The 17,595-nt window shown below is 44.6% G+C and carries 12 protein-coding genes; all 12 read right to left on the minus strand.

Translation table 11 applies throughout. The features are described from left to right. Positions 1-54: 54 nt before the first annotated feature. Positions 55-990, minus strand: a complete 936-nt coding sequence (locus tag UQ64_RS17230; protein WP_060624685.1) for a sensor histidine kinase — start codon at positions 988-990, stop codon at positions 55-57. After that, entirely contained in the window at positions 990-1,703 is a 714-nt protein-coding gene (locus UQ64_RS17235; protein ID WP_060624686.1) for a response regulator transcription factor, read from the minus strand. Before UQ64_RS17235 ends, UQ64_RS17230 begins: the two co-directional genes overlap by 1 nt. A gap of 43 nt (positions 1,704-1,746) precedes the next feature. Further along, entirely contained in the window at positions 1,747-2,580 is an 834-nt protein-coding gene (locus UQ64_RS17240; RefSeq protein ID WP_060624689.1) for a DUF4362 domain-containing protein, read from the minus strand. A gap of 248 nt (positions 2,581-2,828) precedes the next feature. After that, positions 2,829-3,593 (minus strand): CPBP family intramembrane glutamic endopeptidase, encoded by a 765-nt coding sequence (locus UQ64_RS17245; protein WP_060624691.1) that lies wholly within the window; start codon positions 3,591-3,593, stop codon positions 2,829-2,831. Between the two features lie 179 nt (positions 3,594-3,772). Then, positions 3,773-4,714 (minus strand): ROK family protein, encoded by a 942-nt coding sequence (locus UQ64_RS17250; protein ID WP_060624692.1) that lies wholly within the window; start codon positions 4,712-4,714, stop codon positions 3,773-3,775. After that, complete coding sequence (locus tag UQ64_RS17255; RefSeq protein WP_060624693.1) at positions 4,711-6,528, minus strand: class I mannose-6-phosphate isomerase; 1,818 nt, start codon at positions 6,526-6,528, stop codon at positions 4,711-4,713. The genes UQ64_RS17250 and UQ64_RS17255 overlap by 4 nt, the downstream gene beginning before the upstream one ends. Before the next feature lie 52 nt (positions 6,529-6,580). Further along, positions 6,581-7,903 carry a glycoside hydrolase family 125 protein gene (locus UQ64_RS17260; protein ID WP_060624694.1) on the minus strand — a complete coding sequence of 441 codons (1,323 nt, stop codon included), beginning with the start codon at positions 7,901-7,903 and terminating at the stop codon, positions 6,581-6,583. Positions 7,904-7,924: 21 nt separating this feature from the next. Then, positions 7,925-10,234: a glycoside hydrolase family 3 N-terminal domain-containing protein gene (locus UQ64_RS17265; protein ID WP_060624695.1), complete on the minus strand. Its 2,310-nt coding sequence runs from the start codon at positions 10,232-10,234 to the stop codon at positions 7,925-7,927. 27 nt (positions 10,235-10,261) lie between these two features. Beyond that, a complete protein-coding gene (locus tag UQ64_RS17270) occupies positions 10,262-12,706 on the minus strand; it encodes a glycoside hydrolase family 38 N-terminal domain-containing protein (RefSeq protein ID WP_060624697.1) in 2,445 nt (814 codons plus the stop codon). A 53-nt stretch (positions 12,707-12,759) separates the two neighbouring features. Continuing rightward, positions 12,760-13,752, minus strand: coding sequence for a glycoside hydrolase family 130 protein (locus tag UQ64_RS17275; protein WP_060624698.1), 993 nt, complete (start codon positions 13,750-13,752; stop codon positions 12,760-12,762). A gap of 175 nt (positions 13,753-13,927) precedes the next feature. Beyond that, positions 13,928-14,971, minus strand: a complete 1,044-nt coding sequence (locus tag UQ64_RS17280) for a glycoside hydrolase family 18 protein (RefSeq protein ID WP_060624699.1) — start codon at positions 14,969-14,971, stop codon at positions 13,928-13,930. Between the two features lie 4 nt (positions 14,972-14,975). Further along, positions 14,976-17,591 (minus strand): transglutaminase domain-containing protein, encoded by a 2,616-nt coding sequence (locus tag UQ64_RS17285; RefSeq protein ID WP_342447591.1) that lies wholly within the window; start codon positions 17,589-17,591, stop codon positions 14,976-14,978. Between the last annotated feature and the right edge of the window lie 4 nt (positions 17,592-17,595).

Genomic DNA, 17,595 nt, shown 5'->3' on the forward strand with positions numbered 1-17,595 from the left:
CTTTTTTATTACTCAATTCTTACGAAAATCTTAAGCTGTACACAATTTCACTCCTTAGAAGCTTAATCTGCGAAAAGAAAGGGTAAATACCGTTCTCACAAACGGTTGACTAACCAGTGTAATCGTTCCATTCATCTGCTCCGTTAATCTTTTGGTGATGGTCAGACCCAGACCGCTGCCTTGATACGATCGGTTTCTCGAATCCTCCAATGTATAAAGCCGTTCAAATACTTTATCCTGGTGAGCTTCACTAATGCCTTTTCCCCGGTCCCAAACATCTATGTATACTTTGTTCTTATCACTATAAAGTTTCAAGCCTAATACGCCTCCGGCATCCCCGTAAGCAATCGCATTCGATAACAAATTGGACAAGATCCGGTCAAGCGCCTCTTCGTTCCCCATGAAAAAAAGTGACTCATCAGGGATCTCTATTTCCACCTCACTACCCTTGGCGCTAAGGATATCATAGAAAGAAAGAATATTGCGTCTGCATACTTCGCCTGCCTCAACACGTGTAAGATTGATTTCTCGATCCCCCGATTCCAACTTGGCCAAGTCAAAGAACTTGTTCATCAGATGGATCACTTCATTCGCTTTTTGGTGAATCGTATTCATCATCCGTTCCCGTTCCTCGGCTGGCATATGCTCATCCTGCTGAATCGTTTCAATATAACCGAGCACTACCGTTAGCGGAGTCTTAAGATCGTGTGAAATGTTCGACAGCATATTACGCATGGACTTCTCCAGCTTCACGCGCCCAATGCTTCCTTTATGGTTAACGTCGAGCAGCCGATTTAGATCAATTAACACACTTTGCAGCTCTAGATTACTACTAAATAACAGCAGTCTTTCGTGTGAACCTTCGGCCATGATGCTACTTAACTTGTCATGAATATATTTTAGGTCCCTAGAAGCTTTACGCGAATGCTGATATTGCCATCCAATGACGACGAGCAGGAGTACAATGACCACACTAAGCGCCATACTCATTATAGCTGCTCTCCCAGCTTATACCCGATCCCCCATAACGTCTTGATGTACGCTGGATGGGAGGGATCATCTTCTATTTTTTCGCGTAATCTTCTCATATGTACATTAATAACGTTCTCATCCCCGAAATAATCATCTGCCCACACGCTGGTATAAATCTGTGCTTTGGTGAAGACTCTGCCAGGATGCGTAACAAACAGCTTAAGAATATGAAATTCCTTAGACGTTAACTTCACTTCTTCCCCATTCTTTAGCGCAGAGAAATTATCCAAATCCACAGTCAGACCACCAATGGAAATCCTTTGCGTTATAGGAATCGGAGCTTCCGCTTGGATTGGGGGAGTAGCATAACCCGCTCGTCGAATCGCAGCCTTCACTCTAGCAGCTAATTCGATCATTGAAAATGGCTTGGTAATATAATCATCCGCCCCAAAACCAAGTCCTAGCGCTTTATCCACATCGCTGTCCTTGGCTGACATGATCAACACAGGAACTAGACTTGTCGCACGGATCGTCTGGAGAATGTCAGTACCGCTGCGCTTGGGCAGCATAAGATCTAATAAGACAAGATCAAATGGATTACTAGTACGGAATGTCCTCTCCGCTACTTCACCATCAAACGCTGTTTCCACTTCATAGCCCTCTTTTACTAAATAGGACCTAACCATTTCACTAATCGCTTCGTCATCTTCAATTAATAATATACGGTGCATGAATGCTGCCTCCAATGATCTGAGAATAAAGATGAATGCTGGATTATTCGTAATGCCCCTTAACCTCGGGCAGTTGCTTATAAATACTTCCGGCTTGCACGATCTTAATGATCGCTTGAGCTAGTTCAGTCATCTGACCGGCATCCTCAGTATTCTGACATTCCGTCCACTGATAATGACGCTCTCCATTATTGATCTGAACCGTTAAATCATAACTTACAGCAGGTTTTCGATTACACTCGGTAGATAATTCTTTTTCATCTAAGTAATTTGCCAGAACCATTTCTTTATAGATTTGTCCACGTTCCTGTTCAGTAAGCCCAAAATCGTTAACGCTGGCAACTTCCCCATTCTGGAGATCTTTTACTAGCTTCATATCAATAGTGTTGATCTCATTCTTTAAGTTCACGCCATATTTTAAAACAAACTCAAACTTATCTTGTTTCGTTACATCAAAAGGGATCTGAAGCAGCTCGATCTTTGCTTGCTCGCCCTCACAGCCCGTCAACGTAAACGACAGAAGCTTATCCGTTTCATTTCTAACAAGGTTCTTACAAGTGTATTTGGTTACTTGGGGACTACCAAATTTATCTTCTGAATTATCATTCCGCATTTCAATCCCTTGGTCAGTGTACTTCAAGTCATTAAAGATCGGATCGCCTTCAATCGTGTAATGAACCACACGCTGTGTACCTGTTTTGCTGTGGATAAAAGCATCCAGCTTCTCAAGATTCTTAACAATCATTCCATGGCTGTTTATCACATCTTCTTGTTCATTAATGGTTGTAGTGAACTGCTCTTCTCTATTTGATGGCTGATTAAAGCAACCCGTTATTATAAGTGTTATAAAAAGAAGAAGAATTCCGCTCGATCTCATCGATCATAACCTCCTTAAACACTCCATAGGTAGAATCATTTGTTAAAGTATACCAATAATTATGGATGCTGGGTATCCCTTGAGAGGGATATCGAATGATAGAGAGATTGATAGAAATTTAAACTAGATAGCAAAAAAAGCCGATTGGATATCCAATCAGCTGTGCTCCTGTACCTCAGAAACCTTCTCAACATCTATCGCACTAAATGCTTAACCTCTTTGTGACTCTACGGAAATCCCTCCGGCTCTTAATGCAAGAAATGCATCAGGAACGGTGCTACTGTTGCGCTACCTAACATGCCCATCCCAAATATCGCCCAGTCATTTAAAATATGTGCAATGATGGAAGTCCAAATGTTCTTTGTTTTCATGTAAGCAAGCGTTAGAACCACTCGAGCGATTCCGATTCCCAGAATGGCCTGAGTAAAATTAAAATGATACGTTGGTAGGTGCAATGCACCAAATATGATTGCTGTTACGATTAATGCAATGAGCACGGACGCTTTGCGTGACATTTTCATGCCCATGAAACAAAGCTGCATAATCGCCAAGAATGGCAAGATCGTAAACAATTCTTCGCCGATCAATTGAAATCCTGATACGAACATTGTCCAAAGCTTCTCACCTATTGAAAGGGTATTCCCGTGACCAAGTACCGCATTATCTGTTAAAGGAGCTCCCAGCGATTTAAGCAGCATTCCTACCGCCATCGTTACGATGAGATTAATAATAAAGAATAAAATCCCGTATAATACATGACTTACTTTAGGCTTTTTGAAGAGAATCCCTAACTTTCCTTTGGTTGCCCACACTAATCCGATTAATGGTAACAACGTGAATAGAAACGGACCGATCTTGCTCTGCACATCGAGAGACATGAAGGGAATATCTACGAGCATTGGTAATACACCTAAAACGATACTTGCCAGAATCACTACCCATTTGCCAATGGGCATGAAATACGGCTGTCCATTATACAATGGATAATCTACTGTTTGTTTTACTTTTGTCATGTTGCACGACCTTCCAACGCTTATTATTATACTGTGTATCCTATCACTGGAATATGAACTATAAATGAACTGACAAGTTCATTTATAATCCCTGATGAAATGCTCGATTTCTGGCCGAAGATGGAGCATAAAAATAACCAGTCACCGACATCGATCGGTAACTGGTTATCTTTGTATTATCAATTGAATCCGAAGGAATCGTCAAATAATCTCGATATTCCGATAAGCGTATGTTCGAATACATTTTCTGAAGTAAAGATAACAATAGATGATTCAGCCAATCCTTTCTGGAGGGCGGGACCAAATAAATCGATGCTTTTAGCAATTTGACCGCCAATAACGATGCGGCTTGGCTGATAGTCTATAACATAGGAATTTAGCATCCCAGCCAATTGTGTACCGAATTCTTCAAATACCTTGCAGCACAAGTTATTCCCATTTCTTGCTTGTTCTGCGAGTTCCTTCACGTCCATCCCTTTTTCTAGAACTCCCATCTGCTCTGCCAGGCGAAGAATTCCGCGACGCGAGAAGGCATCATCTACGGAGCTCTCTAGGAAAGGTTTATCAAAAAGCCAACCGTCCTTGGGAACACCTGGTCCTTCGTTCAGGATCGATGCACGATCAATAAATGCGGAGCCTAACCCTGTCCCTATAGTTAACGAAATATATCGTTCATTTGGAAATAACCTGCTTACGCCTAAGGCAAACAACTTGGCATCATTCTCAAAGCGAATATTTGCCTGCAGCAGGTGCTTGGCCCATTCCGTATGTTGTAAGGTATTGAACCGGGTATATAATACTTCTCGTATATTCTCACCATACAACGCCTCATATTTACTAAGCCCCTGAATATAACAGATACCTTGCCGGTAATCAAAGGGCCCAGGAAAAGCGAGACCGATATTCCAAGTACAGTCTGCCGATTTCCCTAGTGTAACGGTATAGAACTGATATTGATCTTCGAATATAGAAATAAACTGCTCTATAATCACATCGACGTCTTGATCAGCAAGGGCAGGATGCTGCTTGCAGCTAGCCTGTAGCAATTCCCCATCCACGACTAAACCAGATTTAATAAAGGTTCCTCCCACGTCTAAAGCGATCACGACTTTAGGCTTCAAAGGAGACTCACATCCCATGCCTTGGATACGCCAGCTTTCACAAGCTTACATGGCTTGTTTCCGATATTTATAATTTTGTATGCACTGAACACGGCTGGAAGGATATATGATTCCGCGTATTGTAACTCCACATATATAGATTCGTCTGCACAGGATACTATACGAACCTTTTCTCCCTCAACCAAGTTATACATTACCATTTCGTTATTTGTATGGTCCTCCCATGTATCATGTAAGTGCACACGATGAACATAGAACAGTAGATCTTCACGCTGTCCAAGAACATACTCCTCGTTAATGCCCTGCTTTTGCAGCAAGCTTGGCGTAGGAATCAAATTTCCCTCTACCCATGCCGTTCTTTTATCGAAATCAATATTGTCAAAGGCATGATCAATATTAATCGGACGAGGCTTGCCATCCATCCCTTTACGAAGGAAATCGTAGATTTTGAACGTAAACCACCATGTCGTAGAGGATATTTCGAGTACCAGGTTATTCTTTCCAGAGGCATGAACGGTCCCTGTAGGAATTAGGAATAAATCTCCCTTATTCGCTTCATATTGATTAACGAAGTCCGTGATTTGAATGGGTTCACCAGTTTCTTGTGCATGGTGTACCGCATTAAAGAATTCCTCCTTCGTACAATGTTCGGTCAGCCCCAAGAACACAGATGTATTCTCTAAATTCTCCATGATATAGTAAGATTCTTGCTGTGCCATAAATTCATTAAATGTCTCACGAATATACTCCTGCTTCGGATGGACCTGGCACGACAAGCTATCTCCGTCGATGGTATCAAGGTAGTCGAAGCGAATCGGAAAATAATCGCCAAACAGCCCGACAATACGATTCCCGAGAATTGCCGGATGCTCATAATGCATGACCATGAGGAAGGGGATCTCGATTAATTCGTCATTGTATTTCACCAGAATGGAGTTTTCTGGTGCGATCGGCTCAAAGCTCCATGCGCAGTTGGCCCACTCCTTCGGAAGCTCCGCGAATTTCTTCAAATATTGACCGCCCCATATCCCTGGCGCGAAGAACGGTTTTACACGCATGGGGGACTTAGCGATATCTGCAATCATCTGGCGAAGGGTGAAGACCGTCGTTAGCTTGGGACACTCGGGCTCATTCATATCAACGTAATAGTGGATCGAATTCAATACTTCTTTACGGTAAGTTTCTAGCACAGGCCATTCCACGAATAGACAGATTTTATACTTCTCCACCACATCTCGGTTCCAACTGAAGCCGAAATTCAATAAATGTGCTTTATGCTCCATTTGCTGATATTCACGAGAAACATCCAGGAAGTAGGTGAGGTCATAGTTGCCTTTTCCAAGCCAATAAGCCCCTGGCCCGAAGGTGATGATGAAGGTTGTTTGGTGGACAGGTAATTGAATCTGGTTTTTGAAACTGTCTATTTTGTCTTGTGCTTCTGGAATGAAATAATCTCCAATCTTAGCATCCGAAAAATAACCAAATGCACGATTATCTGTAATATTCGCTTCAAAGAACGTACGAAGCTCTTCACTTGTCTTCATGAAGCTATTGGTTCCGATGAGAAGTGTCTTATGACCCTCTTGCTCCAATACATCTATGATCCTAGCTAGGACGTGCTGATAATCGGCACCGTGCGTTCCGTCAATAGCAACGTGAATAACACTAGTGGAATTCATCGCTGCTTGTTGAAGTAGCGGGGACAATATTGCCTCAAAACCTCGCTGCACTCCGTCTTTTGCATAAGGTGTAACTGTATCTGGCTTCATCTGTTGAATGAACCGAATCGGGTTTATAGGTCTCTTTTCGAACATAGTTGTCACTCCTATACAGCTGTATGAGTTCTACCCCGCTCTTGGCTAATTCTTAAGGCAATAAGCCTGATTCCAGTGCCTTCCACACAAGCTGTGCGAACTGGCTGTTCGACCAAGCGAACCATTCACGCGTAAAGTTGGTTGGATCATGGACATCAAAACCCTCATGCATAAACCCAGTACCTGCATCTGTAGACTCACAGATTTCAATCATCTCGAGCATCTCTTGCGGATCAACTGCTGTTAAGCCTTGCATCGTATATGCTAGATGCCATACGAATCCTGCGCTAGTATGCGGGCTGCCAATGCCGCTCAGCTTCTCGCCTTTGAAGAAATAGGGATTATCCTCACTTAAAGCAAATTTACGGGTATTCAAATATATCGGGTCGTCTGGCGCACAGTAACCTAGATAGGGTGCTGACATTAAGCTAGGGGTACCTGCATCGTCCATCAATAAATGGTTACCGAAACCATCCGTTTCGAATGCGTACATTTTGCCGTATTTGGAATGGTCAATGATTCCATAAAGCTCAATTGCATGCCGGATTTCTTCTTCCATTGCCGTCATTCGGGCTACGAGATTTGAATCTCTATATACATATTGAGCAATTTCCTGCAATTGTCGAAGTGTTACAGCGGCGAACATATTCGATGGAATATTGAAGTGAAAGTCACACGCATCATCGCTGGGGCGGAAGCCTGACCAGATCAGTCCAACATTATTTACCGGCATCCCCAAACCGTTCTTACGTAATGTATCTATCATGATGCCGTTGTGACGTTGAAAGCGGTAGGTTGACTGCTCCTTGTGCTCCTGCTCAATCTGCCATACGTTCAACATCTTTAGTAGTGAGGTTCGGAATGCTTCATCAAAGATCCCGGTGCGCCCGGTTTCTTTCCAATATAGATAGGCCAAGCGGAATGAGAAGCACATGGAATCCAGCTCAAATTTACGCTCCCATACCCAAGGTGAGCTGTCTGTCTCATCCGTTGCATTCCAATGCCAATCATTTGCAGACTCGTTAAAGGCATTCGCATAGGGATCAATTTGAATATAAAACATATGACGGCGTATTAAGCCTTCAAAAACCCGCTGAAGCTCAGCATCTTCCTTGGCAAAAGGAACATAATGAATAACCTGCTCAACAGAGTCACGCAGCCACATCGCCGGAATATCGCCAGTTAACACAAACGTTGTTCCATCATCTAGCAGCTTAGTAGTTGTTTCTAATGTATTTGGAAAACAATTCTGGAATAATTGACGCAGCTTCGGACGATGAGCCAGACGTTCACTAGCGTCCTTCATGACTTGCTGAACCGCCTGAGGCAGAGGGAACTTATTAATTTCAATAGTAGGTAAACGATGCTCTTTCATAATTTGGTAACCCTCCCGTGATTACGATCTCAAGTTACGAGGAACAACCTCTAAGCTTGTTGAAATGGTATTGCCTACGTTCGATCCAATCATGATCTCAAATTTGCCGGGCTCAACCATCCACTGCAAATCAGAACCGACAAACTGCAGCTCCCGCGAAGTAATATGAAATTGAACGATACGCATCTCGCCAGGCTCAATATAAATCTTCTGAAATCCTTTTAATTCGCGTTCCGGGCGTGTGATTGTGCTAGTGTAATCTTTTATATATAGTTGAACAACCTCATGTCCAGCTACATCGCCAATATTCGTTACCTCCACGGATACAGTACAAGAATCATCCAACTCTATTTGTGTCTGATCCAAGTGAATATGCTCGTATTGATAGCTTGTATAGCTTAGGCCATAACCAAACACATATTGTGGATGAAAGTCCACCTCGAGATAACGGTGACCTCTGGAGCGTTTCTTATTGTAATAAATCGGTAATTGCCCTGGATGCTTCGGAATGGATAGTGTAAGCCGGCCGGATGGATTATAGTCACCGAACAAAATATCAGCAATCGCATGCCCGCCCTGCTGTCCCGGGTACCATGCCTCCAGAATAGCATCCGCATGCTCATCTACCCAAGGCTCGACAATGGGGCGACCGTTAATATAAACAACAATCAGTTTTTTGTTCAAGCTGTGCAGCTCCTGCAGCAGCTCTAGCTGTACACCGCATAAGTTCAGCTCTGCACGATCGAAGCCTTCCCCACAATCCATATCACTAAGACTAAATTCTTCCGTAATGACGGCGGCGCCTGTCTTCAAATCGATCGTACCTTCACCGAAATCACGTGCACTAGATCCCCCAACAACTGCAATAATGGTATCCGCTGCTGACGCCACTTCCATTGCCATCTCAAAGCCTGTTTTCGATGGATCTTTCACGCGGCAGCCCGGGGCATACAGCACTTCGCTGAGTCCTGCACATTTAGCACGAACTCCATCCAAAACGGTAACGATGTGATGACGCTCCTGTGGTGAAGTATAGTCACCCAATTGATTATAAATATTGTTAGCATTCGGCCCAATAACAGCAATCTTACCAAGTGACGGAGAAAGCGGCAGAGCCTCATCATGATTCTTCAAAAGAATGATGCCTTCTCGTGCAGCTTGTCGCGTCATCTCTAAATGCAACTGTTGTCCAACGACACGCTGGGCTGTAGCCGGATCAACAAAGGGACGTTCAAACAATCCCAATTCAAACTTTGCACGCAGAATCCGTTCGACTGCGAGATCAATATCGGAAATGTCAATCAACTGCAGCTGTAATGCGTTCATTAGATATCTGCCAAATGTTTCGCCAGACATCTCCATATCCACACCAGCTTTAAGTGCAAGAGTCGCCGCCTCTTCTTCTGTCTCACAAATCTGGTGACCGTATTTTAGCTGGCTGATCGCACCACAATCCGTAATGACGAAGCCGTCAAAGCCCCATTGCTCACGAAGCAACTCTGTTAATAACTCCTTACTCGAAGTACACGGAACACCATCAATCTCATTGTAAGCTGTCATAACAGATTTAGCCCCAGCTTCAATTGCCTTCTGGAAGGGTAGCAAATCCTTCTCCATTAACTCGCGTTTTCCCATCCGCACGGTGTCAGCATTACGACCACCATCCGAGCTGCCATACGCGACGAAATGCTTTAATGTAGCCAGGATCGTATGATCTGTATTTAATGAATCGCCTTGTAAGCCCCTCACTGCAGCTACTGCCATTTCACTATTTAAAAATGGATCTTCCCCAAAGCATTCTTCTGTTCGCCCCCAGCGCGGATCACGTACAATATCTAATACTGGGGAGTAGGTTGCTGCCCCTCCTTGAGCGCGAGTCTCTACAGCCACTGTTTGGCAGATCTGCCGGAATAATTCCACATTCCATGTACTTCCGATGGCAAGCGGTACGGGAAATACGGTGTTGCCAATCGCCATATGACCATGGGAGCATTCCTCGCCCAACAGAATCGGAATACCCAGACGTGTATGCTCAATCGCATATTGCTGGATCAAATTCGTTACTTCTGCGCCTTCCATAGGAGACAAACCGGTTTCCAGCGTTACCTCTGTCCAAGGATCTGCACGCAGCACACCATACAAAGAACCCACGCCACCTTTGGCGACTGCTTCCTTAAATACTTCTGTGAGTTGAATCTTGCCTTCTGATTTCTCGTACGCCTTCCAGCCAAAGGGCTGGAGGAGCTGCCCAATCTTCTCCTCCAACGTCATTTGAGCCAATAAATCCATAGCACGCTCATGAATCGGCAAGGATGAATCCTTATATCTCATAGCTTCAATTCCTCCCGTTCACATGAACTAGAACTGTCTCCACGCCAGGATTCCTGCATTCATTCCCCGACACATGTTAAACGATGCTTCAGGGCTGTTAAACTTCTCGCCCCATGTAATGTAATAACGGAATTCATAGAAGCCGCCAAGCGTAGCTGCAAAGTTGGTTTCCCAATAGTTATTCATCACCCAAGCGTACAAGTGTGCAGGGTCCTGTTCCAGTCTTGCATCGCCATTAAGGAGACGATATTTATGCTCCAAGGAGCCTAGTTGAATCAACGGAGTGTCTGGCATCGCAATCACAACACCCTGCTCCTTCGAAATATACGCAGCACCTTCACCAACAGCCGTATAATCAGCCAAGCTACCTGGCAATTGATCCTTACGCAGTCGAGTTAGGGCATCCATCTTATCAACCCACAGATCCTGCGCTGTAGTTGTCAATGCGCCGCCAAACGGAAGTGAAATATACAAATTCTCAGGCTTCCACACACTCTCCTTATGCATACGTACCGCAACGTCCACACGAGGACGATCTGCATAAACGGTTAAGAACAAGGAATAATGCTCGCAACCAGAGACTTCATAGGTCAATTGAATCATGCTATAAAGCTTTCCCTGTCCAACAATTTCTGCACTTGTCAACTTACCTGTAGATACAATCGCATCCGGACCTTTCCGATTACGGCCCATAAGACGACGAACCTCTGTCATCTCGACCACCTTTGTGGCTGGCGTAACATCATACACCGGAGTGAATGCATGATGATTCCGGTCCGCACGCAGCAGCTCCTGCCCAGTCTGTTTATCCTTCCAAGAGGTGATTCCTTCACCCTTCTTCCATTCAATGCGTACAAATGGTGTTTCAGCATATGTGGATGTCACATGGAAGTCCTTTACTTCATGGGTAACATCCAAATCCAATACACGATCCGAAGCCACATAATCGTTCATATATGCGGTTTTGATTGTTGGCTTAACCGCTACGATATGAAGCACTTTTTCTTCCTGGGGCTCCAGCATGACCGGAATTGTTACAATAACCCCGCGATGCGCAAGACGCAGTTGAGATGGGAGCACCTCACCTGTATTGAAATCACGCACCTCAAACCCTTCTTTAATCTGCTCGTAATACCAACCCTCAAGAATAAGATGAGCATGATCCTCCTGAACATAGCTGTAGGGATTGCAAATTTTGAACTTCATCGGCCGACCCGGTGCAAGCAGTGCATCTCCCTTGGCTTCAAGGATTTCGTACAACGCACGATGTGCAGCGGTGCTCGCATTTGCAGCGAATGCTTCCTTACGCAGCCCTAACTCTTGAACAAACGGGTTCCAAGGCTCTGAAATCGAAGAATGATAGCCCCATGTGTGCTCAGCGAACATCGTTAATTGATATTCCATTTCTTTAATAGCTTCCGGGGATATGATGTCATAATTAGGATCCAGTCTTCTTACCTTTTGATACACTCGCTGTGCCTCACGGAATACTTGCACATGCTTTGGTGTCGACCCAACCCCATCCGTCCACCAATCTGGCCAATCTCCGCGATAGACAGGAATATCTTCCGGGTGCTGTACTGCATGGTCACGGACCTCTGCAAAGAAGTCATCTAGCGTAGCCATTTGAATCACAATACGCTCCCCATGTTTCTCGTTCCATTGCTGGATAAACTCTATGGCCGCCGCATTTGGCGGATTATTATCCGTAGGCAAGCCTGAGAACATCGCCGGAAAGAAATCGAATGCATAACCGTCCTGTACCAGACGATCGATATAACGCTCGATCCGATGTTCAGCAATTTCAAAATCAGCGCCCTGGCTCATATCAAATTCATCTTTAATCGTATATTTACCACCCATGCCTGGTACAAGCCCCAGATCATTCCCGAACACATAATGCTCTCCGCTCCACGTCAACAGGCGGTCCCCTGAAGGCATCTCCCACCAGAACGGCTGCTGCTTCTTCCAGCAAGGGAACATTCCGTGATGCGTATGAATACAGGTGGACAGATTCTGGATACCAGCATCCAGCAATACCTGACCATACCCCCAGCTGAAACCGTTAATGTCTGCTGTCATCGCCGATGTTACAGGAATTTGAATGGACTGCCCGTAATCGCTTACACGCGCAATCATGGATTGGAACAGCTCTTTACCAATCAATTCTGTCATATTTAGATAAGTCCCCGACAAGCCAATATCTCCCTGTCTCACACCTTCAGCGAACTCTATCTTCTCTTGCTCTGTAGCTTGCTTCAGGAAGGTCTCTATCGGCCAGAATGTTTCACAGACCCACTTAAAGCCTTGCCATTCCGGGCGACGTCCCGATTTGCTTTCACGTAAAATATGCAGGACCTGGCGAATGAAATTGACATGATACTGCTGAATTTTCTCCTGACGCTCTGTATACCCGATATCTGTATGAGAATGATGGATTGCGTATATTTTCCAAGGTCGTTTAACGGACATCTCGATCTCTCCCTATAGTTATTCTAACTAGCCATGACACTTCGCTTTCTCTACTAATTCTCTAGCGGATACTTATCCATATAGTCTAACAACTCATCCACAGTTGTGAACGCAACCCCTGTTACGGTATCAGCACAGCCATAGTAAATTGCAATTCGACCTGTATCGCCATCGGAAAGTGCTGCGCAAGGGAAGGTGACATTCGGCACATCTCCTACACACTCATACAATGTCTCTGGTCCAAGAATATAATTCCGTGAACGTGCTAACACCTTCCATGGCTCATGCAAATCTAGTAAAGCAACACCCATCCGATATACGAACCCGTTACATGTATTTATTACACCATGATAGATCAACAACCATCCGCGATCTGTTTCAATTGGAATCGGCCCAGGACCAATTTTCTTCGATTGCCATGCAGAAGCGTCCGAATTGATCGTACCCATCACGTAACGATGCTTACCCCAGTACGTCAGGTCAGGACTCTCACTAAAAAAGATATCTCCAAATGGTGTATGCCCCGTATCACTTGGGCGGCTTAACATCGCATATTTGCCATTTATTTTGCGCGGAAATAATACACCATTCCGATTGTATGGAAGGAAAGCGTTTTCTAATTGGTGAAAGGTTTTGAAATCATACGTATACGCGAGACCAATTGTTGGACCATGGTATCCATTACACCAAGAAATATAGAAACGATCATCTATTCTACAGACACGTGGATCATAACGATACTCCCGCTTTGTTACATATTCGTCGCCTTCGAATTGGATCGGATTCTCATTAATCTCCCATTGAAGCCCGTCCTGACTGAAGCCAGCGAATATGTCCATACTTACAGATCTGGAGTCACAACGGAATACCCCTGCATATCCCTCTTCAAAAGGAACAACCGCGGAATTAAAAATACTGTTCGAGTTTAACTGTGCATCTCGCTGAATAATTGGATTATGGGTATATCGCCACACTGGAGCGTTATAACCACTCGGCTTATCCTGCCAAGGAATATTTGATAGTGCTTCACCAATAATTTTGCTCATTTCATAAACTCCTTCCATGTATACAATTGTGATCTGCAACAACGTTTTCAGGATGTCTAACCCTACTTGCACCCCTACTTTAAATCATAATAAAGCGCATTAAAAGGGAAATTATCCTGAATCTAACGTTTGTTGACTGAAGTATCATGTTTCTTAACTAATTGAACAGGTAGCATCACTTCACGCTCTCATATAAGCCTGCATACAGTGCATCAAGCAACGTGTGTGTCTTATCACAGCTATATTCCCAGAACATGGCACCCGCAAGTTTTTCACGTTTGACATACTCACATTTATGTGTGATCGAATCCACGTCATCGTAGGAAATAAACGTGTCTCCATTAAATAAAAACGGTGCTTTGGCCTCATCGTCCCAATGCCGTGTGTAGCCATTCTGATTGATGTAATTAGCAAACAGCTCTGTATATTCTGGGCCATAGCCACCTGTTGTGCCGGCCATTTGTAGAAATCCATGATTCTTATTCGGCACCTGCTTCCACATTCGGGAATAGAACGCCACGCCAATGACAATTTTCTCTCGGGGAACGCCTGCCTGAATGAATATATTCACCGATGCCTCTGTACTGATACGATACAAATCTCCCGTCGAATGAAATAAATTCGTATGATGTCCCGTTAGAATCTGGAACCCGCCACGCATATCGTAGGTCATCAGCTGTATAAAATCCAAATATTGCTGAGCTTGATCCATCTCGGTGCCATCAATGTAATACTGATCAGCACCTGCTGCAATCGTAAGCAAGTAATGTCTGCCATCCGCTGTACCTTTCATATCTAGTGCCTCTCGAATTGTCTTTAATAGCAGTGTGAAATTGCATTTATCATCCGGCGACGCTTCAATATCGGCTTCACTGTAACAAGGATATTCCCAATCCAAATCGATACCATCGAACGGGAAATCTGTTACCGCTTGCACAGCCGAGGCTGCGAATTTCTGACGTCCTTCTTCGGTAGAAGCGGCCTCAGAGAAGCCCCCATTCCCCCATCCGCCAACGGAGAGCATCAGCGTAAGATTCGGATACATCGCTTTCATCTCTTGTAGCTGGTTCGTACATTGCAAATGTGCTGTTGTAATCTGATCAGCTTTCACATAACCAAATGCAATGTTGAGATGCGTTAGCTTCATCAAGTGGTCACGCGTTAACTCAGATAGTTTGGAATCACTCACGTAGCCTGCTACAATCATTTGTTGATCCATCCTTTCACACCCTCGTTAAGATTTGAATCGCTTCCTTGCTCGCTGCAATCTTATATCCTGATGACATGTACCGAATCTGATCTTCACGGTCCACAATGATAAGATACGGGAAGCCCGCTTCACTCGCTTGAGACGATGCAAAGATTTCAGGTAATAGATTATACGTTGAATCACGAACAAACACTGTATTTGCCGGAAGATCCGGATAGTCCTCGGGATGAAACGAGGCTGTCCATTGCTTGTCACCCACCACGAGAATGATGGGAGCACCTAAGGCATCGAATTCATGCTTCAACTCAGACAGTTCACGAAGCAAATGCTTCGAAGGCTCCCGTTCGGGCTCAAGCCAAGCAACGTAGGCGCCTTGTCTGCCAAGAAGATCTGTGAAAGTCTGCTCCACTCCTGTCCATGAGGTCAGCTGCTCAAGTCTTTCCATCTTGCCGTACACTGGAATTTCCAATGTAGATTGACGATACTTCATGACCAGCTTCTTCTCTTCTCCTTCTGCAATATGGAAATAAGTGAACTTTACAAGCACGGTGCCATCCTTTAATCGTACACCTGTCGTCAGACGATATGCTCCCTGCTCAACCTCAAGTGGAGTATCATGTAGGTCATTTGCACCATGCGGGAAACATAAGGTTTTATAAAAACCGTTCTCCAGACGTGCTATCGTGAAATTTTCATAATATGATGCAGTTGGTTGGTCTGTCCCTGCACCCTGATCACGAATAAGAATAAGGGTGCCGTTCACTAATTCTTTCCCACCCCCAACAACGTCTTTCGTAAATTTGGCATCCACGAAAATGTTATCCACCATAAATTGTGGCTTGGATTCAATGGGATGCAATCGCGCTGGGATTCCTAAACTACGACAAATGGACACGAACATGATATCAATGGAACTGCGATCACCTACACGCAGTTCAAAGGTCCCAACTGCCGTCCCCTTTCCTTTCAAATTCGGAAGGTCCGTCCAAATATCCCACCCTTCATCTATGAATCGAACCAGCTTCGTTGGGTCCTGACGGAACAATGTAACCTCTTCCGAAGTGAACGCTTGTCGGAAAAATGTACGATACGGTGTAATCATCTCGAAATGAACACGAGGACGCAGAATGTAGGGAACGAACACTTCCTCTGTGAGCTCACCACGTACAGCAAGCGCACCAGCCACATGATCTGTAAGTGTTGGAATGAATGTGTCAATTAAATCCTTGTCATTACTACATTCCAATAACCGTAAAGCCCACTCTCCATAAACGGATGTGGCTGCTTCCAGAAATGTGGCTATCTCTGCACTGTTACCACGTGCCTTCTGAAGTACTGTCCATACACGATCTGCCGGGAGACCCAGTGTTGCCCCGAGCTTCCCCGCTGCTTCTTCTGTCACAAAAGTCGCTTCATATTTCGCACGAACCGCGATCCCTTCCTCCAATCGTTCATTGTGTCGCTGGATACGAATTTCAGACAGTTCCTCTATCATCTCACCTTCACACGCTGGAGGTGGAACCATATCAAAATCGGCCATCGTTCCCGCAGCTGGCTGATTTTGATGATTCAATACAAGCTCAATACAGTCAGAGGTTGTCACTGAAACTCTCACTTCCCCCCAATTACCACCCTTTGAAGCACGAATCATGAGGTCACCGAGACCTGTTTTGAAAGATGCTTCTCCTTGTACATTGGTAGGAATGATAGCCATCGGGAAAAATTCCGCCATATTATATAATTGGAACTGTACTTCTGCAGCCTGTACAGGCAGTCCGAATGCATCCTTCACATAAACCGTAATTGTCCGCGTGGATGCGTAATTTTCCAATATATTAATTTCAGTGAACCACTCATCTGCAAGCGTAATATCTTCTGGACCTTGATAATTTGCGAAAATACGCGTGTTAATTAACATGGCTCTGCGTGCTGGAGGTCCAAACCACCCTTGATTATGACGGGCTTCCGGCTCACAAGCCCCAATAAAATACCACTCACCGTCTGCCCATGCCTCCACCCATGCATGGTTATCATCACAATGAGCCCAACGTGGCGTATACACTTGACGAGCGGGTATACCTATACTGCGAAGTGCTGCCACAGCTAGTGTGGATTCTTCACCGCAACGACCGCGAGCATTTCGAATCATCGTTAATGGTGAAATCGTTCGCAAATCACTCCCAATGTACGTTGCCATCTCATGACACCAGTAATTCGTCTCAAGAATGGCTTCCGTCATGGACAACTTGCTAGTTCTCTCTGCTAATTGTTCATGAAGAATATGGCGGTGTTCTTCAATGTTTTCGGTATTAACACGGTATGGAAGCACGAAATGTAAAAATAGATGATCCGGCACATGCCATGGCATCTCGCGGCGAATCTGCAGCATCGTTCTTATATGATTGAGGAAAAGCTCCCCATTATAATCCGCCAAGTCATTGGCTGGCATATAGGCGAAGAGAAGCTTTAAGGCCCAAGACTCTTCTGCCGTTAGCTCGTACTCGAATACATGGAATAGCTGCTGCTCACGTGATTTAGCTAGCTGCTGCTTCGCCAGAAACTTCTGCTCAATGAACGCTAAAGTTTCCTGCGATAATGAGAATACAGAGGTAGGGGTCGACATGGTCATGAAT

This window comes from Paenibacillus etheri, assembly GCF_001012825.1.
In the GTDB taxonomy this organism is placed as follows: domain Bacteria; phylum Bacillota; class Bacilli; order Paenibacillales; family Paenibacillaceae; genus Paenibacillus_AQ; species Paenibacillus_AQ etheri.